Source organism: Pseudomonas sp. A0308 (assembly GCF_044218815.1).
In the GTDB taxonomy this organism is placed as follows: domain Bacteria; phylum Pseudomonadota; class Gammaproteobacteria; order Pseudomonadales; family Pseudomonadaceae; genus Aquipseudomonas; species Aquipseudomonas iridis.
On record NZ_CP162581.1, the window covers coordinates 1,658,118 to 1,681,042 of the forward strand.

General features: G+C 59.9%; 23 protein-coding genes. 8 read left to right on the forward strand and 15 right to left on the reverse strand.

Annotated features, from left to right (window positions below; translation table 11 throughout):
• Window positions 1-7: 7 nt before the first annotated feature.
• From flgK to AB4P92_RS07785, 7 genes are all read right to left on the reverse strand, one after another.
• Window positions 8-2,053 carry a flagellar hook-associated protein FlgK gene (flgK, locus tag AB4P92_RS07755; RefSeq protein ID WP_261736929.1) on the reverse strand — a complete coding sequence of 682 codons (2,046 nt, stop codon included), beginning with the start codon at window positions 2,051-2,053 and terminating at the stop codon, window positions 8-10.
• Window positions 2,054-2,077: 24 nt separating this feature from the next.
• On the reverse strand, window positions 2,078-3,367 hold the full coding sequence (flgJ, locus tag AB4P92_RS07760) for a flagellar assembly peptidoglycan hydrolase FlgJ (RefSeq protein ID WP_042558190.1): 1,290 nt from the start codon (window positions 3,365-3,367) through the stop codon (window positions 2,078-2,080).
• An 11-nt stretch (window positions 3,368-3,378) separates the two neighbouring features.
• Window positions 3,379-4,467: a flagellar basal body P-ring protein FlgI gene (locus AB4P92_RS07765; protein ID WP_228732622.1), complete on the reverse strand. Its 1,089-nt coding sequence runs from the start codon at window positions 4,465-4,467 to the stop codon at window positions 3,379-3,381.
• Between the two features lie 27 nt (window positions 4,468-4,494).
• Window positions 4,495-5,190: a flagellar basal body L-ring protein FlgH gene (gene flgH / locus AB4P92_RS07770; RefSeq protein WP_042558188.1), complete on the reverse strand. Its 696-nt coding sequence runs from the start codon at window positions 5,188-5,190 to the stop codon at window positions 4,495-4,497.
• Between the two features lie 52 nt (window positions 5,191-5,242).
• Entirely contained in the window at window positions 5,243-6,028 is a 786-nt protein-coding gene (flgG, locus tag AB4P92_RS07775) for a flagellar basal-body rod protein FlgG (RefSeq protein WP_042558187.1), read from the reverse strand.
• Window positions 6,029-6,073: 45 nt separating this feature from the next.
• Window positions 6,074-6,814 (reverse strand): flagellar basal body rod protein FlgF, encoded by a 741-nt coding sequence (locus AB4P92_RS07780; protein ID WP_150594284.1) that lies wholly within the window; start codon window positions 6,812-6,814, stop codon window positions 6,074-6,076.
• A gap of 311 nt (window positions 6,815-7,125) precedes the next feature.
• Window positions 7,126-8,685: a sigma-54-dependent phenylalanine hydroxylase transcriptional regulator PhhR gene (locus AB4P92_RS07785; protein ID WP_042558185.1), complete on the reverse strand. Its 1,560-nt coding sequence runs from the start codon at window positions 8,683-8,685 to the stop codon at window positions 7,126-7,128.
• Between the two features lie 376 nt (window positions 8,686-9,061).
• On the opposite strand from AB4P92_RS07785, the gene phhA reads away from it, so the two are divergent.
• From phhA to AB4P92_RS07815, 6 genes are all read left to right on the forward strand, one after another.
• Window positions 9,062-9,853, forward strand: a complete 792-nt coding sequence (gene phhA / locus AB4P92_RS07790) for a phenylalanine 4-monooxygenase (protein WP_042558184.1) — start codon at window positions 9,062-9,064, stop codon at window positions 9,851-9,853.
• 110 nt (window positions 9,854-9,963) lie between these two features.
• Entirely contained in the window at window positions 9,964-10,320 is a 357-nt protein-coding gene (locus AB4P92_RS07795) for a 4a-hydroxytetrahydrobiopterin dehydratase (RefSeq protein ID WP_042558183.1), read from the forward strand.
• Window positions 10,320-11,513, forward strand: a complete 1,194-nt coding sequence (locus AB4P92_RS07800) for an amino acid aminotransferase (RefSeq protein ID WP_042558182.1) — start codon at window positions 10,320-10,322, stop codon at window positions 11,511-11,513. Before AB4P92_RS07795 ends, AB4P92_RS07800 begins: the two co-directional genes overlap by 1 nt.
• Before the next feature lie 260 nt (window positions 11,514-11,773).
• A complete protein-coding gene (locus AB4P92_RS07805) occupies window positions 11,774-11,905 on the forward strand; it encodes a hypothetical protein (protein WP_258558327.1) in 132 nt (43 codons plus the stop codon).
• Between the two features lie 72 nt (window positions 11,906-11,977).
• Entirely contained in the window at window positions 11,978-12,160 is a 183-nt protein-coding gene (locus AB4P92_RS07810) for a hypothetical protein (protein ID WP_042558181.1), read from the forward strand.
• 114 nt (window positions 12,161-12,274) lie between these two features.
• Window positions 12,275-13,462 (forward strand): MFS transporter, encoded by a 1,188-nt coding sequence (locus tag AB4P92_RS07815; protein WP_395599662.1) that lies wholly within the window; start codon window positions 12,275-12,277, stop codon window positions 13,460-13,462.
• Here AB4P92_RS07815 and arfB read toward each other — a convergent pair.
• The gene (gene arfB / locus AB4P92_RS07820) at window positions 13,459-13,872 is read right to left on the reverse strand and encodes an alternative ribosome rescue aminoacyl-tRNA hydrolase ArfB (RefSeq protein WP_042558179.1); all 414 of its coding nucleotides are present in this window, start codon (window positions 13,870-13,872) and stop codon (window positions 13,459-13,461) included. The genes AB4P92_RS07815 and arfB overlap by 4 nt on opposite strands.
• 227 nt (window positions 13,873-14,099) lie before the next feature.
• Window positions 14,100-15,521, reverse strand: coding sequence for an amino acid permease (locus tag AB4P92_RS07825; protein WP_115147837.1), 1,422 nt, complete (start codon window positions 15,519-15,521; stop codon window positions 14,100-14,102).
• Between the two features lie 892 nt (window positions 15,522-16,413).
• Here AB4P92_RS07825 and AB4P92_RS07830 point away from each other — a divergent pair.
• Both AB4P92_RS07830 and AB4P92_RS07835 read left to right on the forward strand, forming a co-directional pair.
• Window positions 16,414-16,551: a hypothetical protein gene (locus AB4P92_RS07830; protein ID WP_042558177.1), complete on the forward strand. Its 138-nt coding sequence runs from the start codon at window positions 16,414-16,416 to the stop codon at window positions 16,549-16,551.
• A 72-nt stretch (window positions 16,552-16,623) separates the two neighbouring features.
• A complete protein-coding gene (locus AB4P92_RS07835) occupies window positions 16,624-17,589 on the forward strand; it encodes a hypothetical protein (RefSeq protein WP_047300245.1) in 966 nt (321 codons plus the stop codon).
• A gap of 233 nt (window positions 17,590-17,822) precedes the next feature.
• On the opposite strand, the gene rluB is transcribed toward AB4P92_RS07835, so the two are convergent.
• The 6 genes from rluB to AB4P92_RS07865 form a co-directional block, all read right to left on the reverse strand.
• Entirely contained in the window at window positions 17,823-19,040 is a 1,218-nt protein-coding gene (gene rluB, locus AB4P92_RS07840) for a 23S rRNA pseudouridine(2605) synthase RluB (protein ID WP_261736926.1), read from the reverse strand.
• A gap of 154 nt (window positions 19,041-19,194) precedes the next feature.
• The gene (locus AB4P92_RS07845) at window positions 19,195-19,386 is read right to left on the reverse strand and encodes a DUF1289 domain-containing protein (protein WP_007919669.1); all 192 of its coding nucleotides are present in this window, start codon (window positions 19,384-19,386) and stop codon (window positions 19,195-19,197) included.
• Between the two features lie 143 nt (window positions 19,387-19,529).
• Complete coding sequence (gene scpB / locus AB4P92_RS07850; RefSeq protein WP_395599212.1) at window positions 19,530-20,513, reverse strand: SMC-Scp complex subunit ScpB; 984 nt, start codon at window positions 20,511-20,513, stop codon at window positions 19,530-19,532.
• Window positions 20,514-20,524: 11 nt separating this feature from the next.
• Window positions 20,525-21,223, reverse strand: a complete 699-nt coding sequence (locus tag AB4P92_RS07855) for a ScpA family protein (RefSeq protein WP_181818527.1) — start codon at window positions 21,221-21,223, stop codon at window positions 20,525-20,527.
• Window positions 21,224-21,346: 123 nt separating this feature from the next.
• Window positions 21,347-21,976: an L-threonylcarbamoyladenylate synthase gene (locus tag AB4P92_RS07860; RefSeq protein WP_115147863.1), complete on the reverse strand. Its 630-nt coding sequence runs from the start codon at window positions 21,974-21,976 to the stop codon at window positions 21,347-21,349.
• A gap of 13 nt (window positions 21,977-21,989) precedes the next feature.
• Complete coding sequence (locus AB4P92_RS07865) at window positions 21,990-22,853, reverse strand: PHP domain-containing protein (RefSeq protein WP_042558170.1); 864 nt, start codon at window positions 22,851-22,853, stop codon at window positions 21,990-21,992.
• Window positions 22,854-22,925 lie beyond the last annotated feature (72 nt).

The following is a 22,925-nucleotide window of genomic DNA, read 5'->3' on the forward strand; positions in this document are numbered from 1 at the left end:
CGACTCCTTAAAGGCTGTTGATCAGCGTGGCGAAAGTTTCCTGCGCAGCTTTGATGATCTGCGAAGACGCTGTGTAGTACTGCTGGTATTTGACCAGGTTGCCGGTTTCTTCATCCAGGTTGACCCCGGACAGCGAATCACGCGCACCGGCAGCCTGCGTCAGGATAGCCGTAGTGGCTTCAACGTCGGATTTGCCTTGTGCGGTCTTGGTACCGACGTTGGTCACGAGTTTGTTGTAGGCGTCGGTCAGGCTGATGCCCTTGCTCGCCGAACCGGTGTCGACGGTCTGTCTGGTTTGCAGGCCAACCAATGCCTGGGCATTGCGGTTATCCGAAGAGGCCGCGCCGGTCATGTTCATGGTGAAGGTTTCGCCAGCCTTCGGCGTGCCGCCGACGGTGGTCTGCACGGTGAACGTCTTCTGCACGTTAGGCGTGACCGAGGTGTCCATGATCTTGGCGCCGTTGGCATCGACCATGCCCACTTTCAGGTCCAGGGTGTTCGCCTGCCCCGGAACGATCGTACCGGAGCTGATGAGCCCGCCCTTGGCGTCGACCATGGTGTACGGCTGGCTGCCGCCGCTCGCCTCGCCGAACACCAGTTTGACCGGCGTCGAATATTTCAGCGCAGTCTGCATTTCGGCCTGGGCGGCCGGGTTGTAGATGTTGATCTTGTCGGTGAGCGTCGGCTGGGTATAGGTGCCGGAATTATTGGCGCTAGCGACACCGGTCAACGGGCCCGCTGCAGCAATTTTCTTCGGATCGGTCAGTACGGTCTGGATGCTCGCTGCCGCATTGCGCGTCGGCGTCACTTTGAAGCTGTCGCCCGCGCTCAACGCGCCGCCCTTGAGGGCCAGACTGAAGCCGTCGATCACCGGCGGTGGCGTCGTGTTGGTGCTGAACGTCCCCATGTCAGTGCCGTCGGAGCGCTTGACGCTGTAATCGGTGGCGCTGGTGAACGTCACCTGGTAATCGCTGGTGGTCAGCTTGCCGGTGTCCTTGATGGTGACATCAAGGTTGCCCGAGCCTGCGCTGTTGCCCGACTGCGCAATGCTGCGCTGGCTGATCAGCGCGGCACTGTTGATATTGTTGAAAATCGCCGCGCCGAAGTCACCGTTCTTGTCGATGCCCTGGGCTTGCTGGCTGTTGATCTGATCGGCGATGACCAGCGCTACACGCCCCAACTCGTTGAGCGACGGGTCGAGCACTTCTTTGCGATAAGTCAGCAAGCCACCGATTTCGCCACCGTTGATCACCGAAGTGATGTCGATGGTGCTCGAACCGCGATCCATCTGGATGCCCAGGCGCGTCGGGTCATCCTTGCTCGGCACGGTGCTGAGGGAGTTGGTGGTGTTGCCGATGACCAGCGGCTGGCCGCTGCCGACATACACATCGAAACTGGTGCCACGCTCGACGACTTGCGCGCCGGTCAGTTCGGACAACTGACGCACGGCCTCATTACGGCTGTCGAGCAAATCGTTCGGCGCACCGCCGCTGGTGGAGATCTCACCGATCTTCTGGTTGAGCGCGGCGATCGAGTTGGCCAGTTTGTTCACCTGGGCGGTCATGTCGCTCAGGCTGCCGTTGATCGTGGTGTTCTGGTCGTTCAATTGCTTGGCGATGGAGTTGAAGCGACCGGTCAGCGCCTGTGCGCCAGTCAGCACCGATTGACGGGAAGTGTCATCGGTGGCCGAAGTCGATACGCCCTGCATCGAGGTGAAGAATTTCTGCAACACACCGGTCAGGCCGGTGTTGACGTCGGACAGCGTGCCGTCCAGCGGTTTGGCTTGCGCCAGAAACGACGCCGATTCGCTGTTGAGCGAAGTCGCGGTGTGCAACTGGGTTTCCAGGTACGAGTTGTAGACCCGGCGCACGTCGGCCAGGGTTGTGCCTGTGCCGATGAAAACGCTGCCGTACTGCTGCGAGGATTTGGTGCCCTGCACGGTTTGCTGGCGCGAATAACCGGCGGTGTCGACGTTGGCAATGTTGTTGCCTGTCGTAGCCAAAGAGGACTGGCTAGCCGACAGCCCCGACATCCCGATATTGAGCAAACTCATGGTTCAGACCTTATACCTTGTGCCTTATAAAGGCGTGGTGGAAACGCCCGCCGCAGCGTAGTTTTCAAAACTGTTCATCTGCTTGGCTATCTGCGAAATCTTGCTCGCGTAGTTCGGGTCGGTTGCGTAACCGGCCTTCTGCAACTCGCGTACAAACTGTTCTGGGTTATCGGCCGACTTCAGCACTTCTTGATAGCGATTATTGGACTGCAGCAAAGTCACCAGATCGTGGAAGCTGTCCTTGTACGAGGCATAGGAACGGAACTCGGCCGTCTCCTTGACCATGGCGCCATTGCGGAACTCGCTGGTGATTGCCCGGGCCGAATCGCCCTGCCAGTTGCTGCTCGCCTTGATGCCGAACAGGTTGTGGCTGCTGCTGCCATCCTGCGCGCGCATGACCGATTTGCCCCAACCGGTTTCCAGCGCGGCTTGCGCCACCAGGTAACGCGGATCGACGCCGATACGGTCGGCGGCTTCCTTGGCCATCGGCAGCATGGTGTTGACGAATTCGTCGGCAGAGCTGAAGGCTTTTTTCGCTGGTGCCAGCGGAATCTGCGCCACCGCACGGCCGTAAACCTGCATCTGGCCGCCTGAGGCTTTCTCGGCCTCGGCACGCGCCAGCCAGTCGCCGTTGTACAGCGGGCCTGTGCCAGTGATGGCAGCAGTCGTGGCGCGTTGCGGCAATTGAGTTGTCGCGGCAGGCGTTGCCGACGGCACCAGCCCAGCGAGCAAACGATCAGCCAGTTTCGGCGGCAAGGCCAGACGGCGCTGGTTGATCAGCGCCATGTCATTGCTGTGCGCGAGCTGAGTGTTCGGCGCATGCACCGCACGCGAGGCCCACAGCGGACGCTCGCCATTGAGGCGTGACAACGGGCCAGTGCCGACGGTGCCGGCCGCAATCGGCGTGGCGACATTAGCGGCAGCGGCTTTCGCGGCTTCCTGCTTGGCAGCAGAGGCGGCTTCAGCTTCGCCCGGCGCCATCGGTTTGTTCTTCGACATCTGGCGCATCAGCACGTCGGCCAGGCCAATACCACCGCCCTCGCGGGACATGGAAACGGCCAGTTGCTGGTCGTACATTTCCTGGTACTGCTTGGCCGCGGGCGTGTTCAGCGGATTGTCTTCGCCCAACGCATTTGTGGCAGAGCGCATCGACTTGAGCATTTCACCGAGGAACAGCGATTCGAACTCCTGCGCAACTTTGCGCATGTTCGCATCGCTGTCCTTGTCGCCGACCTTGAGCTGATTCAGACGATTGAGATCGGAGTAGGAACCCGAATCGCTGCTGCCGACCAGACCGCTTTTGCGCATATCCATAGTGGCCGTCCTCAGATCACGATCAGGTCGGCTTGCAACGCACCGGCCTGTTTCAGTGCTTCAAGAATCGCCATCAGGTCGCCCGGCGCCGCGCCGACCTGGTTCACCGCACGAACGATTTCGTCGAGGGTGGTGCCCGGGCCGAACTTGAACATCGGTTTGGCTTCCTGTTCGGCATTCACTCGCGAACGCGGCACAACAGCGGTCTGGCCGTTGGACAACGGACCTGGCTGGCTGACGATCGGGTCTTCGGTGATGGTCACGGTCAGGCTGCCGTGAGTCACAGCGGCTGGCGAAACCTTCACGTTCTGGCCGATGACGATGGTGCCGGTGCGCGAGTTGATGATGACTTTGGCGACGGCCTGACCCGGATCGACTTCGAGGTTTTCCAGGATCGACAGATAGTCGACACGCTGGCTCGGATCGAGCGGCGCGGTCACGCGAATCGACCCGCCGTCGATAGCTTGTGCAACGCCAGGGCCGAGCATGTCGTTGATCTTGTCGACGATGCGTTTGGCGGTGGTGAAGTCGGAGCGATTGAGGTTCAGCGTCAGGCTGTTGCCCTGGTTGAAACCGCTCGGCACCGAACGCTCAACCGACGCACCGCCAGGGATGCGACCGGCCGACGGAACGTTGACGGTAATCTTCGAACCGTCACGACCTTCAGCGTCGAAACCACCGACAACAAGGTTGCCCTGAGCAATGGCGTAGACGTTGCCGTCAATACCCTTGAGCGGGGTCAGCAACAGTGTGCCGCCGCGCAGGCTCTTGGAGTTACCGATCGACGAAACGGTGATGTCGACCTGCTGACCCGGCTTGGCGAACGCCGGCAGATCGGCACTGATCGACACCGCCGCGACGTTCTTCAACTGCACGTTGCCCGATCCCGGCGGCACCTTGATGCCGAACTGCGAGAGCATGTTGTTGAAGGTCTGCAGGGTGAACGGCGTCTGCGTCGTCTGGTCACCGGTGCCATTAAGCCCGACCACCAGGCCATAGCCGATCAACTGGTTGGAACGCACGCCGGAAATACTGGCGATGTCTTTCAACCGTTCGGCGTGTGCAGTGAAGGCCACCGACAACATAACGGCAGCCAGCATGAGGCTCTTGAAATTCAACGTAGCCACCTAGAAAGGGAACAGCGGGCTGAGGAAGAAGCGGTCGAACCAGCCTGGCTGACTCGTGTCGGCAAACGCGCCGGTACCCGAATAGGTGATGCGTGCATCGGCGACGCGAGTCGACGACACGGTGTTGTCGGTGGCGATGTCATCGGCGCGGACCATGCCGGCGATGCGCACCAGCTCGTCGCCGGTGTTCAGCGTCAGCCACTTCTCGCCGCGCACGGCGATGATGCCGTTAGGCAACACGTCGGCGACGGTTACGGTGATCGAACCGGTCAGGCTGTTGCTCTGTCCCGACTTGGCGTCACCCTTGGTCGAGCGGTCGGCGCTGTAGCCGGCGTTCAGGCTCAGGTCGCCGCCACCAATCGGGTTGTTGGTGGTCAGGCTGGAACCGAACAACGAGGTCAGACCGATCGAGTTGTCGCTGTTCTTGTCCATCTGCGAGTTGGCGTTCTTGCTCGCCTGGGTACGCTCGTTCAGGGTGATGGTGATGATGTCACCGACCCGGAATGCCTTGCGGTCGCTATACAGGTTCTGCTCGAAACCGGCCTGATAGATCGAGCCATTGTTGGCAGCCGCCGGCAACGGCGTGCGTGGCAACACCGGAGCATAGTAAGGGTCATTGGGCTTGGGCGTCGGAGCGACGCAGCCCGCGAGCGAGACGACCCCACTCAATGCCAGAACAGATACAAAGCGATTCATGACCCTACCTCACGGTGTTGCAGGCGACCTCATGGCCGCCTCATAGACTTGATTACAGATTCTGCGTTACGAACGAGAGCATCTGGTCGGCGGTGGAAATCACCTTGGAGTTCATCTCGTAAGCGCGCTGAGTGGTGATCATGTTGACCATCTCTTCAACGGTGCTGACGTTGGACGTTTCCAGCGTGTTCTGCAGCGTGGTGCCGAACCCGGCCAGGCCCGGAGTACCGACCTGCGGCGCGCCGGAAGCGGCGGTTTCCAGGAACAGGTTGTTGCCCACGGCTTGCAGGCCGGCCGGGTTGATGAAGTCAGCGGTCTGCAGGTTGCCGATCACTTGCGAGGCAGCGTTGCCCGGCAGCGTGACGGAAACGGTGCCGTCATTGCCGACGGTGAAGGTTTGCGCGTCGTTCGGGATAACGATCGCAGGCTCCAGAGCGAAACCACTGGCGTTGACGATCTGGCCATTGGAGTCGAGGTGGAACGTACCGTCACGGGTGTAGGACGTGGTGCCGTCCGGCTGCAGGATCTGGAAGAAACCGCGACCGTTGATGGCCATGTCCAGCGGTTGCTCGGTGGTCTGCAGGCTGCCGGCGGTGAAGTTTTTCTGGGTGCCGACGATGCGCACACCGGTACCCACTTGCAGACCCGACGGCAGTTCGCTGTCCTGAGTCGACTGGGCGCCTGGCTGGCGTTTGATCTGGTACAGCAAGTCCTGGAACTCGGCGCGGTCACGTTTGAAACCCGTGGTCGAGACGTTCGCCAGGTTGTTGGAAATGGTGGTCAGGTTAGTGTCCTGAGCGGACAGACCCGTTTTGGCAACCCATAGAGCCGGAAGCATTCGATTCTCCTCGTGCGCCTGTTTTACGGCGCGACGTTCTGATAATTAGCTGATCTGCAAGACCCGAGCCATGGCCTGGTCGTCGTCTTTGGCGGTGTTCATCATCTTGATGTGCAACTCGAACTGCTTGGCCAGGGCCAGCACCGAGGTCATCTCTTCGACGGCATTGACGTTGCTCGACTCAAGGAAACCCGACACCAGTTTGACGTTGGCATCAGCCTGCGCCGGCTGGCCGTCCTTGGTGTAGATCGAGCCGTCGAGGCCTTTATTCATGTTCTTGATGTCCGGGTTGACCAGTTTGATCCGGTCGACTTCGGCCATCACACGCGGGCCTTCGCCCATCGCACGAATACTGATGGTGCCGTCTTCACCGACTTCGATCTGCTGCTCGGGCGGCACGGCGATCGGACCGCCATTGCCCATCACCGGCATGCCGTTGCCGGCGCGCAATACACCGAGGGCATCGACGTTGAGGCTGCCGGTGCGCACGTAGCTTTCGCCGCCGCTCGGGTTCTGCACGGCGATCCAGCCGTTGCCGGTCACGGCGACGTCCAGGTCACGTCCGGTCTGCACCAGCGAGCCCGGAGTGAAATCAGTGGCGGGCCGCTCGCTCATGGCAAACGCACGCGCCGGAAAGCTGTCACCGAACACCGGCATCGAACGCGCCTGCTCCAGGTCGCGCTGAAAACCGTTGGTGGAAATGTTCGCCAGGTTGTTGGCATGAGCCCTTTGCGCCAGCGCGTTTTGGCTCGCGCCGGTCATTGCTACATAAAGGTACTTGTCCACGCTCTTTCCTCTGCATGCCGGACGTTTGCCGCCCACTGCTGTACTGCTGAGCCATAAGCAATTTGCAGACCAACTTTTTTCTGGCAGCGCGAAGCCCGGCAAACAAAGGACTTGAGGGGGATTGCGGGGAAAGGGGAAATGTATCGAAGTCGAAAAACCGGCGGTGTTGTGCCGGTAGGTGGCAAAGGCTGACACCGACTTTGTCTGCAATGCCGCCTTCGCGAGCAGGCTCCCTCCCACAGGGGAATGCATTGCAACTGTGGGAGCGAGCCTGCTCGCGAAGAGGCCATCAAAGCCGATGGAGTTTTTGACTATGACTCAGACTTGCCAACCTCATACTCTCGCAATTTGTTGGCAATGGTCGTGTGCGAAACGCCCAGTCGCTTGCCCAACTGCCGACTGCTCGGGTGCTCCGAATACAATCGCTCCAACACGGCTTTCTCGAAGCGCCCGACGATCTCGTCCAGCCCGCCCTCCAGCGAAAAATCGCCAAGCGGCTGACGCACGCCGTAATCCGGCAGGCGAATATGTTCGGCTTTAACCATACCGCCGTCACACAGCGAAACGGCCTGGAACAACACGTTTTCCAACTGCCGCACGTTGCCCGGCCAGTGGTAATGGCTGAGCCGATCCATCGCCGCCGGCGCCAGTTTCGGCAGCGAACAGCCGATCTGCCGACTGGCCTGATCGAGGAAGTGCTCCACCAGCGGCGTCAAACCGTCGAGGCATTCGCGCAGCGGTGGAATGTGCAGCGACAGCACATTCAAGCGGTGATACAGATCCTGGCGAAACTCGCCCCGTGCGCACAATTCGGACAGGTCCACCTGCGTCGCGCAAATCACCCGTACATCCAGATAAACCTCTTCATCACTGCCAACGCGACGGAAGCAGCCGTCCTGCAGAAAGCGCAGCAGTTTGACCTGGAGGCGCGGACTCATTTCTCCCACGCCATCGAGAAACAGCGTCCCCCCTGCCGTCAACTCCAGCAGACCAAGCTTGCCTTCGGCCCGCGCACCTTCGAAAGCACCAGGGCCATAACCGAACAGTTCGGTCTCGGCCATCGACTCCGGCAGACCCGCGCAGTTGAGCGCCATCAATGGCGACTGCCCGCGCGGACTGGCGAGGTGACAGGCGCGCGCCAGCAACTCCTTGCCCGTGCCGGTTTCGCCTTCTATCAATAGAGGTGCATCGAGTGGCGCCATCCGCCGTGCTTCACGCACCACTGCGGCCATGACTTTGGAACTTTGGAAAATGCTGTCGAACCCGCGCAACTCCTGCTTGCGCACGTTGTAGATGCGCTCGCCGACGCGGTCGGCGCGGTGCAGGGTCAACACCGCACCGGCCATCGCTTCGCTGTCGTCGTGTTCCGATTGCAGCGGGGCGATATCGGCCAGAAACACGTCGCCTTTGACCTTGACCCGCATGCCGTTGATTCGCGATTTATTTGCTCGCACCAGTTCCGGCAAATCGAAATCTTCGGCATAGCGCGACAGTGGAATCCCCGGTACTTCATCGACCCGCACGCCGAGCAACTGTGCCGCCGCGCGGTTGGCGGCGACGATCGAGCCGCCCATGTCGATCGACAGCACCGGAAACTCCAGCGCACCGAGCAATGCGTTCAATTCCATGTGCCGGCGCTCGCTCGGCATCAACCCTACCCGCTTGACGCCGAACACGCCGGCAATCGCTTCGAATTTCGGCCGCAGCGCCTGGAACTGGATATTGATCAGGTTCGGACAATGCAGATAGATCGCGTTGCCATGCTCACCGCCGACCTCGCCGCGCGCGACGTTGATCCCGTACGCCACCAGCAAATTGAGGATGTCGCGCAGGATGCCGATGCGGTTCTGGCAGTGGACTTTGATACGCATATAAATGACCCGACAGACCAGTAAAAAGGTTGAACACAGACCCTGTGGGAGCGAGCCTGCTCGCGAAGGCGGCGTCACATTCAGCAGTGATGTCTCAGACAAACCGTATTCGCGAGCAGGCTCGCTCCCACAAGGGATACTTTCTGCCGAGGCACGCAGATAGTTGTCAAGATTATGTGACAGCTACCGACCTTTTCAAACCCGTGAATCACTGTAAACGCGAGATATTCGTCAAAGCGTAACGATTACTTTACGAATTAAAGAGAAATTTCCTACGTGCAGGTGATTCAACCTGCTGCACATCAACGCGCTCTCAGGTAATTCTGAGTCCATCGCTGGACATAACAAGAACGAATTCCCCTAGCAGGAGAGCAGTATGAAGCAGACGCAATACGTGGCCCGCGAGCCCGATGCGCAAGGTTTTATCGACTACCCCGCCGAAGAACACGCGGTGTGGAACACGCTGATCACTCGCCAACTGAAAGTGCTTGAGGGTCGTGCGTGCCAGGAGTACCTGGACGGTATCGAAAAACTCGGTCTGCCCCACGACCGCATCCCGCAACTGGGCGAGATCAACAAAGTGCTCGGCGAGACCACCGGCTGGCAGGTCGCCCGTGTCCCGGCGCTGATCCCCTTCCAGACCTTCTTCGAATTGCTCGCCAGCAAACAATTTCCGGTGGCCACGTTCATTCGCACCCGCGAAGAACTGGACTACCTGCAAGAGCCGGATATTTTCCACGAGATTTTTGGTCACTGCCCGCTGCTGACCAACCCGTGGTTCGCCGAATTCACTCACACCTACGGCAAACTTGGCCTGCAAGCCACCAAGGAAGAGCGCGTTTATCTCGCGCGTCTGTACTGGATGACCATCGAGTTCGGTCTGGTCGACACCCCGCAAGGCAAACGCATCTACGGCGGTGGCATCCTGTCTTCGCCCAAAGAAACTGTTTATTCGTTGTCGGACGAGCCCGAGCATCAGGCATTCGATCCGCTGGAAGCGATGCGCACGCCGTATCGCATCGACATCCTGCAACCGCTGTACTTTGTCCTGCCGAACCTCAAGCGCCTGTTCGATGTGGCCCATGAAGACATCATGGCCATGGTCAGACAAGGTATGCAGCTAGGTCTGCACGCGCCGAAATTTCCGCCAAAACCAAAAGCGGCGTGACCCGCCACTTTTGCTGACAAGTGAGTCTGTCAGTTGCCGCCACTTTGCTTTAGCGTGGCGGCATTGACGGCCAATATAAAAAAACACCTCAAGATTTCAGGAAGCCCACCATGTCTACTTTGAACCAAGCCCACTGCGAAGCCTGCCGCGCCGATGCGCCACAAGTCAGCGACGAAGAACTGCCGATCCTGATCAAGCAGATCCCTGACTGGAACATCGAAGTTCGCGATGGCGTGATGCAGCTGGAAAAACTGTTCCTGTTCAAAAACTTCAAGCACGCGCTGGCCTTTACCAACGCCGTCGGCGAGATCTCCGAGGCCGAAGGTCACCACCCGGGCCTGCTGACCGAGTGGGGCAAAGTTACCGTGACCTGGTGGAGCCACTCGATCAAAGGCCTGCACCGCAACGACTTCATCATGGCCGCGCGCACCGATGAAGTGGCCAAGACCGCTGAAGGACGCAAGTAATGCACTTTGACGCCATCGGCCGGGTCCCCGGCGACCCTATCCTCGGTTTGATGGAGGCGTATGCGCAGGACCCTAACCCGCGCAAATTCGACCTGGGCGTTGGCGTCTACAAGGACGCCCAGGGCCTGACGCCGATTCCTGAAGCGGTGAAAATCGCCGAGGCGCGGCTGGTCGAAAGCCAGGACACCAAAACCTACATCGGTGGCCACGGCAATCCGTTGTTCGGCAAGGTCATCAACGAGCTGGTGCTTGGCGCCGGTTCGAAACTGCTCGCCGAGCAGCGTGCAGGCGCCACTCAGACGCCGGGCGGCACCGGTGCCCTGCGTCTGGCTGCCGACTTCATCGCCCAATGCCTGCCGGGCAAAGGTGTATGGCTGAGCAATCCGACCTGGCCGATCCACGAAACCATTTTTGCGGCGGCCGGTGTCAAGGCCAGTCACTACCCTTATGTGGGCAGCGACAACCGTCTCGACGTCGAAGCGATGCTCGCGGTGCTCAATGAAGTGCCGAAGGGCGACGTGGTGTTGCTGCATGCGTGCTGCCACAACCCGACCGGTTTTGACCTCAGCCATGACGACTGGCAGCGTGTGCTGGACGTCGTGCGCAGCCGTGATTTGTTGCCGCTGATCGACTTCGCCTATCAGGGCTTTGGCGATGGCCTGGAGCAGGATGCGTGGTCAACCCGGTTATTCGCCGCTGAACTGCCTGAGCTGTTGATCACCAGTTCCTGCTCGAAAAACTTCGGCCTGTATCGCGACCGTACCGGTGCGCTGATCGTCTGCGCGAAAAGCGCCGACAAGCTCATCGATATCCGCAGCCAACTGGCCAACATCGCCCGCAATTTGTGGTCGACGCCGCCGGATCATGGTGCAGCTGTGGTCGCGACGATCCTCGCTGATCCAGAGCTCAAAGCCCGTTGGGCCGACGAAGTGGAAGCCATGCGCTTGCGTATTGCGCAATTGCGCAGCGGCCTGGTCGAAGCGCTGGAGCCGCACGGGTTGCGCGAGCGTTTTGCACACATTGGCGTGCAGCGCGGGATGTTCTCCTACACCGGCCTGTCGCCGGAGCAAGTGAAACAACTGCGCGAGCATCACAGTGTGTACATGGTGAGTTCGGGGCGCGCCAACGTTGCCGGCATCGATGCGACACGCCTGGCGCTGCTGGCCGACGCAATCGCCGACGTCTGCAAGTAACACCGCAATACCCTGTAGGAGCTGCCGCAGGCTGCGATCTTTTGATCTTTTTTAAAGCAAGATCAAAAGATCGCAGCCTGCGGTAGCTCCTGCATTTGTTTTTGCAGCAATCTTTTGCTTCCCGCCCTCCCCCTGCGGCCATTTGTCGCAATAAATCGAATTAAAAGTCTGATTGTCATTTTTCCTGCTGTATCCTGCGCAGGCTTTCTGAAAGCGCGGATCTACCAGATCTATCAACAGACTTAGCGAGGAGCGCAACCATGCACGAGATTCCTAATCTCCCCTTCCCAAGCCTGCACGAGCCTGAGCAGACGACCATGCAACAAGCCGGCGCCGCACAGGCCGAGCCTGAAGAAGCTGCTGAGAGCCGTCCGGCCGACAGCGAAGAGTAAGCAACACCCGCCGTACAGACCGTGTGGAAAGCGCTAAGATGCGCTTTCCACACTGCCTGAACCGAGCCCGCCATGACCGACGAATTCTCCGAAAGCCAAGCTGCCGTCCTGATCGGCGCCACCGAGAAAATGATCGAGATCTGGAGCCGCCTCTCTCCCGAGAAACAAGCCGCCCTGCTCGCCCGTTTCGGCAGCGAAGAAAATGCCCTCGCTGCACTGGTCACCACGCAACTGGTTGCTCCCGCCAAACCATGAAGTCGCCGCCAGGCAAATAGTTTTACTTTTCCCGCCCCAGATTTTTTCTCGCCGGTATCATGAGCAGCCTATCTATTGTGCTGCTCCCGTGGATCTTTACCCATGTCGTCCTCTATGTCCGAGTCCCAGCGCCCTATGAAGGTTACGCTGCAGGTTGTTTCCATCGTCCTCTTCACCTTTATCGGCTATCTGAACATCGGCATTCCGCTCGCGGTGCTGCCGGGCTATGTCCACAGTGATCTGGGTTTTGGCGCGGTCGTCGCCGGGCTGGTGATCAGTGTGCAATACCTCGCCACCCTGCTCAGCCGCCCGTACGCCGGCAAGATCATCGACAACAAGGGCAGCAAACTGGCCGTCATGTATGGCCTGGCCGGTTGTGGCCTTAGCGGCGTGTTCATGCTGATTTCCGCGTGGACGCCGAACCTGCCGATGCTTAGCCTGATCAGCCTGCTGATCGGGCGTCTGGTATTGGGCAGCGCCGAAAGCCTGGTCGGCTCCGGCTCGATTGGCTGGGGCATCGGCCGCGTCGGCGCAGCGAACACCGCCAAAGTCATCTCGTGGAATGGCATCGCCAGTTACGGCGCACTGGCGATCGGCGCGCCGTTCGGGGTGTGGCTGGTCAGTCGACTGGGCTTGTGGAGCATGGGCGTGAGCATCATCTTGCTGGCCGTGCTGGGCCTGCTGCTGGCGTGGCCGAAAACCGCCGCCCCGGTGGTCGCCGGTGAGCGCTTGCCGTTCATGCATGTGCTTGGGCGGGTTTTCCCGCACGGCTGCGGACTGGCGCTGGGCTCGATTGGTTTCGGCACCATCGCCACCTTCATCACCCTGTATTACGCCACGCAACATTGGGACAACGCGGTGTTGTGCCTGAGCCTGTTCGGCGCCAGTTTCATCGGCGCGCGGCTCTTGTTCGGCAACCTGATCAATCGCCTCGGCGGCTTCCGCGTGGCGATTGCCTGTTTGTCGGTAGAGACACTGGGGCTGTTGCTGCTGTGGCTGGCGCCGGATGCGCACTGGGCCTTGGCGGGCGCGGCACTGAGCGGTTTCGGCTTCTCGCTGGTGTTCCCGGCACTGGGCGTAGAGGCGGTGAATCTGGTGCCTGCGTCCAGCCGGGGCGCGGCAGTCGGCGCCTACTCGCTGTTCATCGACCTGTCGCTGGGGATCACCGGGCCGTTGGCCGGGGCCATTGCTGCCGGATTCGGTTTCGCCTCGATCTTCCTGTTCGCCGCCCTCGCCGCGCTGAGTGGCCTGGCGCTTAGCGTGTACCTGTACAAGCACACGGCGAAATACCGCGAAGACTAGAAATCCACCTTGCCGCGCCCGGCCTTGATGCTCCCGCGCTTGGTTTTCGATTCGAGCCGACGCTTCTTTGAACCGAGGGTCGGCTTGGTCGGGCGACGTTTCTTCTCGACTTTGGTGGCGCTGACGATCAACTCCACCAGACGTTCCAGCGCATCGGCCCGGTTGGCCTCCTGCGTGCGGTATTGCTGGGCCTTGATGATCAACACGCCGTCGCTGGTGATGCGACTGTCGCGCAGCGCCAGCAACCGTTCCTTGTAGAACTCGGGCAAGGACGAGGCCGCAATGTCGAAGCGCAGGTGCATGGCACTGGAGACCTTGTTGACGTTCTGCCCACCGGCACCCTGGGCGCGAATGGCCGTCAATTCGATCTCGGCATCCGGCAGATGCACATTGTTGGAAATCACCAGCATGGAAAAGCGTCCGTATTCAGTAAGCGCAGGATACCGCGAAAATCCTCTCGAACCTGACGAAGATCCACTGTGGGAGCGAGCCTGCTCGCGAATACGCAGTGTCAGTCGAAAATCATTCAGCTGACACACCGCCTTCGCGAGCAGGCTCGCTCCCACAAAGAATTTGCAAAAGGCTCAGAAACAAAAAACCCGGCACATTGGCCGGGTTTGTTGTTTGTGCAGCGTGCTTACTTCGCGGCAGAACTCGCCGCGTGCAGCGCCTGCTGCGCGCCACGCTTGTTCTTGATCACGTAGCAGACCCACATGAACACGACCCACACCGGAATCGCGTACACCGAGATCTGAATACCCGGGATCAACAGCATCACGCCGAGAATGAACGCGACGAACGCCAGGCAAACGTAGTTGCCGTACGGATACCACAGAGCCTTGAACAACGGCGTCTGCTTGGTTTTGTTCATGTGCTGACGAAACTTGAAGTGCGAGAAGCTGATCATTGCCCAGTTGATCACCAGGGTCGCCACAACCAGCGACATCAGCAATTCCAGCGCATGCTGCGGGATCAGGTAATTGAGCAGCACCGCCACCAGCGTTACCGCTGCGGAGGCCAGAATCGAACGCACCGGCACGCCACGCTTGTCGATTTTCGCCAGCGCTTTCGGCGCATCACCCTGCTCGGCCATGCCCAGGAGCATGCGGCTGTTGCAGTAGGTGCCGCTGTTGTATACCGACAGCGCAGCGGTCAGCACCACGAAGTTGAGGATGTGCGCGGCAGTGTTGCTGCCGAGCATCGAGAACACCTGCACGAACGGGCTGCCGCTGTAGGAATCGCCAGACGCGTTGAGGGTTGCCAGCAGGCTGTCCCATGGGGTCAGCGACAGCAGGATCACCAGGGCGCCGATGTAGAAAATCAGGATCCGGTAGATCACCTGATTGATCGCTTTCGGGATCACGGTTTTCGGCTTGTCGGCTTCGGCTGCGGTGAAACCGAGCATTTCCAGGCCGCCGAACGAGAACATGATGATCGCCATGGCCATCACCAGACCGCTGACGCCGTTGGGGAAGAAACCACCGTGGGACCACAGGTTGCTGACCGAGGCTTGCGGGCCACCGTTGCCGCTGACCAGCAGGTAGCTGCCGAGGGCAATCATGCCGACAATCGCCACGACCTTGATGATCGCGAACCAGAATTCGGCTTCACCGAAGACTTTGACGTTGGCCAGGTTGATCAGGTTGATCAGCACGAAGAACCCGGCAGCGGACACCCAGGTCGGGATCTCCGGTGCCCAGTAGTGGATGTACTTGCCGACCGCAGTCAGCTCCGACATGCCCACCAGAATGTACAGAATCCAGCAGTTCCAGCCCGACAGGAAACCGGCAAAGCCGCCCCAGTACTTGTGCGCGAAATGGCTGAAGGAACCGGCCACCGGCTCTTCGACGATCATCTCGCCCAACTGGCGCATGATCATGAAGGCGATGAAGCCGCAGATGGCGTAGCCGAGGATCATCGACGGGCCGGCGGATTTCAGGACCCCGGCCGAGCCGAGGAACAATCCTGTACCGATCGCGCCACCGAGGGCGATCAGTTGAATGTGTCGATTTTTCAGGCCGCGTTTCAGCTCGCCTGATTGCGAGGGTTGTCCACTCATGAAAAAGGTCTCACGCAAGGTTTGATGATGTTCAGTAGACGTTGCTGCAAGGTTGCGATTTCAAGCAGCCCCGATCAAACCCCAGCGCAGGCACCAGGAGTTCAGCTTTTTTACAACGGTCATGCGTCACCTGTTTGTTTTTATCTGTGACGAAATCGAACCCGACACGCTTGTGGCGCGGCGGAGTGAACAAGGCGTATAGCCTTGAGATTCATGCGATTACGCAGAGGGTCACAGTTAAAACGCGGCGCATTGTACACCGCTAACCCCCTGCCGCCAGACCCCGCTGGATCAGCGTGTCGGTTGCCGGGATTGCGTGTGTCCGCCTCGAGACGCTCGAGCGGCTGCAAAAATTGAGTCAAGCCTTTGCGGGCCATCGACGGGAACGGTAGGAAAACCGTCCCACGGTGAGAAGTGGAAATCAGTCACGGCGTTCATTGCGCCTCCTTCTTGTTATGCACCTGCACGGCAGGCATGAGGCGCATCTCACCCTTCAAACGCCTCTGAAACAAGCGCGCCAGAGCCTTGCGCAGCTCCCGGCGGATGGGGCTTCGGCAGGTTTTCCTTACAGCGTTGACATCACGCTCCTTTCACTGGGGTTTACCGCAGATTTCGTAAACATTTATTTACAGACCGTAACGAAGAGTTTCCATTTCAGAAATTTCTGTCAGACGTCTGCAAATTGACGGTAGCTAGCTTGCTAACGATCCGAACGCTTAGTTTTTTGTTTTTAAATAAGAAAACCGCCTTCAAAAAACAGAATAAAAAATCCATTTAAAAATTAAATGAATGATTTTTTGCATTATAAAAATCCCTGAACTAGGTTCTTCACGTCTCGCCGGCCAACTCGACCGGCCAGTCACAACCGTGAAAGTCATCTAGGAGATCGACCATGCAAGCATTGGAAAAAGACTTGGATAGCGAACTGCAACTGGACGAATGGTTTGAAGCACCGACCCACGAGGCCGCCGTAGAAATGATGCAAGCCGACGCGGTCGTTCCGTTCGGCACGGCGATGTGGCCTCTGTAAAGACATCACCGGGCAGGCACGATCCGGCCGGTCGTGCCTGCCGCTTTCTTCACGGTCAGTCAGGGAGGACTCATGGATAAGCCCCGCGCGATCTCGCATTTCCTTTACTACCTCGAACATCATCCAGCCCTCGCCGGCCTCGACTCGGCGCAGGTCTTGCTCGGCCACACCGCCGATTACGAAGCCCTGACCGGCGCGATCGCCGAACAGGCCGGCGATCATCCACGTTTCAACTTCAGCGCCCGGCGCCTGGACCTGGAAAGCACTGCAGCGCTGACTTCGGCGATCACCGACAGCGATCTGTACATTTTCTTCTACGACTCTTCCACCCTGCCCAACCCGCGCCCCGACGGCCCGGAGTTTGTCCGCGCGCTACAAGCGGTCATGGCGCAAAACTGGAAGAAGTCACTGCTGTTCAAGGATTACGGCGATTACTTCTACGACACGTTCAGCGTCACGCCGCAGCGGATTGCCGGGCTGAACAGCCACCTCATTCAGCGCATGTCCCAGGCCACCACCCTGAGTTTCAAGGATGACCTCGGCTCATGGTTTGAAACGCCGATGAGCAGCATCAAGAAGTGGACCGACATCAACGGCGTCGGCAACTTCGACCTGGCCCCCGGTGAAATCGCCACCCACAGCGAAGAAATCAACGGCCACGTGAAGTTCAAGGGCACCTTCCTCAGCACCATTCCGTTTGCGCGCAAGTACGGCGTGCTGGAGTCGCCGCTGGAGTTGTGGATCGAAAACTCGACCATCAGCCGCATCGCCACGGATGTGCCGGGCCTGGAGCATGACTTCAACAAATACCTGGATGCGAATCCGTCGAACCGGCGGATCGAGGAACTGGGGATTGGCACCAACGAAGGCGTGAAAGACCTGTATGCGCGCAACGCCGGGTTCGAGGAACGCCATTGCGGCTTGCATCTGGGGCTGGGTGGCGGGGCCAAGGGCAGCCATCACCTGGATCTGATCTTCTCTGGAGGGGTGTTGGCGCTGGATGACAAGCCGGTGTTTGATGGGCGGTTTGTGTTCTGATTCTGGAAATCATGGGGCTGCATTGGCCTCATCGCTGGCAAGCCAGCTCCCACAGGGATCTGCGGTGTTCACAGGATTTATGCAACGCAACAAAAACCTGTGGGAGCTGGCTTGCCAGCGATGAGTCCCTCAAAAGCACTACCCCACTTTCGCCAGACGAAAAAAAAACGCCAACCCTGCGGTTGGCGTTTCTGCTTTAGCTTGAAACTTGCCGCTAGAAGCTCACAGCTGCCTTATTCCGGTTTCTTGCGACCGAAACCCGGACGCTGGCCGGAACCGGCCGGTGCGCCGCGACGCTTGCCCGATGGCTTGTCGTCGGCCAGTTTGATCCCCGGACGCTTCGGTGCAGGTTTGGCCGGACGCTTGTTGGTGGTGTCCGCTGGACGATCCGCCACTGGCGTGCCACGACCGGCAGGTGCTCCCCGCTCGCCACGCTCGGTGCGACCGTTGGCCGGACGCGGAGCGCGCTCGCCGTCACGGACAACTGGCTTGCGCCCCGGACGCTCGCCTTCGATGTGCGGCTCGCGCGATGGACGCGGGCCGGTCGGAGCGCCAGCGGCTGGACGCAGCGTACGCACGCGCTCGGTCTTGCCCATCGGGCGCGACGATTTGCGCTGCAGACGCTCAAGCTTGTCTTTGCTCTTGGCGTTCAGTTGCGGCATCGCCACCGGTGTCAAACCCACTTCAGCACTCAGAATGTCGACTTCGTACTGGCTCATTTCGCGCCAGCGGCCCATCGGCAGATCCGAGTTGAGGAACACCGGGCCGAAACGCACGCGCTTCAGACGGCTGACCACCAGGCCCTGGGATTCCCACAGACGACGAACCTCACGGTTACGACCTTCCATCACCACGCAGTGATACCAGTGGTTGAAGCCTTCGCCGCCCGGCGCCTGCTTGATATCGGTGAACCTGGCAGGACCGTCTTCCAGCACCACGCCCGCCTTCAGGCGCTCGATCATTTCGTCATCGACTTCACCGCGTACACGCACGGCGTACTCGCGGTCCATCTCGTACGACGGGTGCATCAGACGGTTGGCCAGTTCACCGTCGGTGGTGAACATCAGCAGACCGGTGGTGTTGATGTCGAGACGACCGATGTTGATCCAGCGCCCTTCTTTCGGACGCGGCAGCTTGTCGAACACGGTCGGACGGCCTTCCGGGTCGTCACGGGTGCAGATCTCGCCATCGGGTTTGTTGTACATGATCACGCGGCGCACCGATTCGGCAGCCTCTTCACGCTTGATCACTTTGCCATCAATGGTGATGGCGTCGAGAATGTCGACGCGCAGACCGAGGGTGGCGTCTTTGCCATTGACCTTGATCCGGCCCTGGGTGATCCAGGCTTCCACGTCACGGCGCGAGCCGACGCCGATACGGGCGAGGACTTTCTGCAGTTTTTCGCCTGCTGGGCCGATTTCCTGGTCGTCTTTCTGATTGATGTCACTCATCTGGGCACCTCCCGGTGTGGTCTGTTCAGCCGTCCTGAGCTGGGCGTCTGAAGCATTGGAATCTGGGTTCTTCACCGAAGGGATCGGCGAAGGGTCGCGAATCATACGCGGATGTGCGGCATCGCGCATCAGAGACTAGTCGATCAGGCCAAGGTTATTTCTTTTTCCGCCGACCGGCGCCACCGAGTTTGATCAGGCGCAACGCGGCTTCGGCCAGTACAGTGCGCTTGTCGTCCTTGTCGAGTTTCTTCCAGGCCTTGATTTCGCGCTTGCTGCGCCCGCAACCGAGGCAGATGTCGTCGGTGAATTTGCAGAGGCTGATGCATGGGTCTTTTGTAGAACTCATCAGATACTCCAGATGTGCAGGGCTCCATGTGGGAGCGAGCCTGCTCGCGAAAGGGTCCTGCAGTCGACATCATCGTTGCCTGATACACCGCATTCGCGAGCAGGCTCGCTCCCACAGGGGTCAACAGTGTTCTTGAGGAAGGATCAGTCCTCGAACTCGCGGCGTTCGGCTTCGATGGCTTCGGCCAGGGCGCGGGCTTCGGCCTCTTCTTCGCTCAACTCCGGTTCGGGTTCTGGCGCGGGTGGCTCCAGAGCCGCCACGGCTGCGAGCAGTTTTTCCCGAGCTTCGGCTACGCCCAGAATGTCCTCTTCAGGTTCGGCTTGCGGCTCTTCTTCGAGTTCAACTTCGTTCACCGGCTCGACAGTTTCGGTCTCGGTCGACGGTGCTTCGGAATCGGAGTCGGCATCGGCGCCATCGCGCAACAGATCGTCGAAGTCGGTCTTGATCCCCTCCTCCATGCTGTCCAGCTCCAGCAACAGCGTATGGAAACTGGTTTCTTCTTTCTCTTCCTCCGGCTCGGCGCTGGCGTCGGCCAGTTCCTGCAAGCCTTGCGGCACCGGGGCATCGTCGAAATCGAGTATCGGGTCGGCTTCCATCTCACGCAGTTCGGCCAGCGGTGGCAGGTCTTCCAGATTCTTCAGGTTGAAGTGATCGAGAAAACCCTTGGTGGTGGCGAACATTGCTGGCTTGCCGGGCACGTCGCGGTAGCCGACGACGCGGATCCACTCGCGTTCGAGCAGGGTTTTGACGATGTTGCTGTTGACTGCTACGCCCCTTACGTCTTCGATCTCGCCACGGGTGATCGGCTGGCGATAGGCGATCAGCGCGATGGTTTCCAGCAAGGCCCGGGAATAACGCTGCGGCCGCTCTTCCCACAGGCGCCCGACCCACGGCGAAAACTTCTCGCGGATCTGCAAGCGATAGCCGGACGAGACCTCTTTGAGTTCGAACGCCCGGCCCTCGCAGGACTTGCCCAGCAGGGTCAGGGCTTTCTTGAAGACTGCCGGTTCAGGGCGCTCGCCTTCTTCGAACAGTTCAAAAAGGCGCTCAAGGGATTGCGGCTTTCCCGAGGCCAACAGAAAGGCTTCAAGCAGGGGCGCCAGCTCGCGGGGTTCAGTCAGGTTCATGTTTCGACTCGTTATTCGGCTCGGGCTCGCACGTGGATCGCGGCGAACGGCTCATTCTGCACCAGCTCGACCAAGGATTCCTTGACCAGTTCAAGGATCGCCATAAAGGTCACCACTACACCCAGGCGACCTTCTTCGGCGGTGAACAGCTCGACGAACGGCACAAAACCACCGCCCTTGAGCCGCTCCAGCACATCGCTCATGCGTTCGCGGGTGGACAGCGCTTCGCGGCTGACCTGATGGCTTTCAAACATGTCGCCACGGCGCAGCACTTCGGCCATGCACATCAAAATCTCTTCCAGCGCCACGTCGGGCAACAACTTGCGCGCTCTGGCTTCGGGGGCGTCGAGCTTGGGCACGACCACATCACGGCCAACCCGGCTCAAGCCGTCGATGCCTTCGGCAGCAGCCTTGAAACGCTCGTACTCCTGCAGACGACGGATCAGTTCGGCGCGAGGGTCGTCCTCTTCCGCCTCGACGGTTTCGGCCCGTGGCAGAAGCATGCGCGATTTGATCTCGGCGAGCATCGCGGCCATCACCAGATATTCGGCGGCCAGTTCCAGACGCACCGACTGCATCAACTCGACGTAGCCCATGTACTGGCGAGTGATTTCCGCCACCGGGATGTCGAGGATGTTGATGTTCTGTTTGCGGATCAGGTACAGCAGCAGGTCGAGCGGGCCTTCAAAGGCCTCAAGAAAGACTTCCAGCGCATCCGGCGGAATGTACAGGTCCAGCGGCATTTCCATGACCGCCTGGCCATAGACCATGGCGAAAGGCAGCTCCTGCTGGGCGCCGGCCTGAGGATCGGCAACGGTTTCCACTGCGGACATTCAGGCCTCGACCATGAACGGGGTCGGATCGCCGCAACCGACGCGGACTACTTCAGGATCGTCGCCCGTCAGGTCAATCACGGTGGAGGCCTTGATGCCGCCGAAACCGCCGTCAATGATCAGGTCCACTTGATGCTCAAGCAATTGACGCATTTCGTATGGATCCGTCATTGGATCTTCATCACCGGGCATGATCAGCGTCACGCTCATCAGCGGCTCGCCTAGTTCGGCCAGCAGCGCCAGCGCAATCGGATGGCTGGGAACGCGCAAACCGATGGTGCGCTTCTTGGGGTGCAGCAACAGGCGCGGCACTTCACGGGTGGCGTTGAGAATGAAGGTGTACGGTCCCGGCAAATGCGCCTTGAGAATACGGAACGTGCCGGTGTCGATCTTGGCGTAGTTGCCCAGTTGCGACAGGTCGCTGCAGATCAGCGCGAAGTTGTGCTTTTCGTCGAGCTGACGCAGGCGTCGAACGCGCTCGATCGCGGTCTTGTCGCCGATTTGGCAACCGATGGCGTAGGAAGAGTCGGTGGGATAAATCACGACCCCGCCCTTGCGGATGATCTCGACCGCCTGTTTGATCAGGCGCGCTTGCGGGTTTTCCGGATGTATCTGGAAAAATTGACTCACGTTCTCTACCTGTTCAGACGGCGGCAATAACTGTGTCATGTTTGAACCGACACCACAGGGGTGGAAGGTCCTCGGGAACCGGCCGGTACTGGCCGATCTCGGACCAACCTCCAGGGCCATGAAAATCACTGCCGGCGCTGACCAGCAGACCGAACTCACGGGCAAGGATTGCCAGGCTGCCCACCTGTTCCGCGGGCTGATGGCCATTGACCACTTCGATCGCGTGCCCGCCCGCTTGAATATAGTCGGCAATCAGCTTTCGGCGTTTGCTGCGGGTGAAATCGTAGTGCCACGGATGCGCCAGGCTGACCCAGGCACCCGCAGCGCGCAGCGTGCCAACGGTGTCTTCGAGCGTCGGCCAGTGTTGCTTGACGTCGCCCAGCTTGCCGGCACCGAGCCACTTGCGGAAGGCTTCGGCGCGATCCTTTACAAAACCTTCACGGACCATCCAGTCGGCGAAATGCGGACGGGCCGGGGCGTTGCCGCTGTCGCCCAGCTCCTGCTGGATCTGCCTCGCACCATCGAGGGCACCGGGCATGCCCTTGAGGGCGAGTTTGCGACTTATTTCTTCGGACCGCAGCCAACGCCCATCGTGCAATCTGGCGATCGCCTCGACCAACGGTGCTGCATTGACGTCGAAACCGTAACCCAACACATGAATGGTCGCCCCGCCCCAGGTGCAGGACAACTCGACGCCGTTGACCAGTTGCATCCCCAGCTCGGTCGCGGCCGTGCGCGCTTCGGCGAGGCCTTCGAGGGTGTCGTGGTCGGTCAGGGCCAGGACTCGCACGCCGTTCTCGAACGCACGCGCAACCAGAACCGCAGGCGCCAGGGCGCCATCGGAGGCCGTGCTATGGCAGTGCAAATCAACATTCACGGAGAGTTGTAACCTCAAATCAGCGAGCGCTATCGCGCGCCCATATGTTTGTTATTATGCCGCCACATCCAG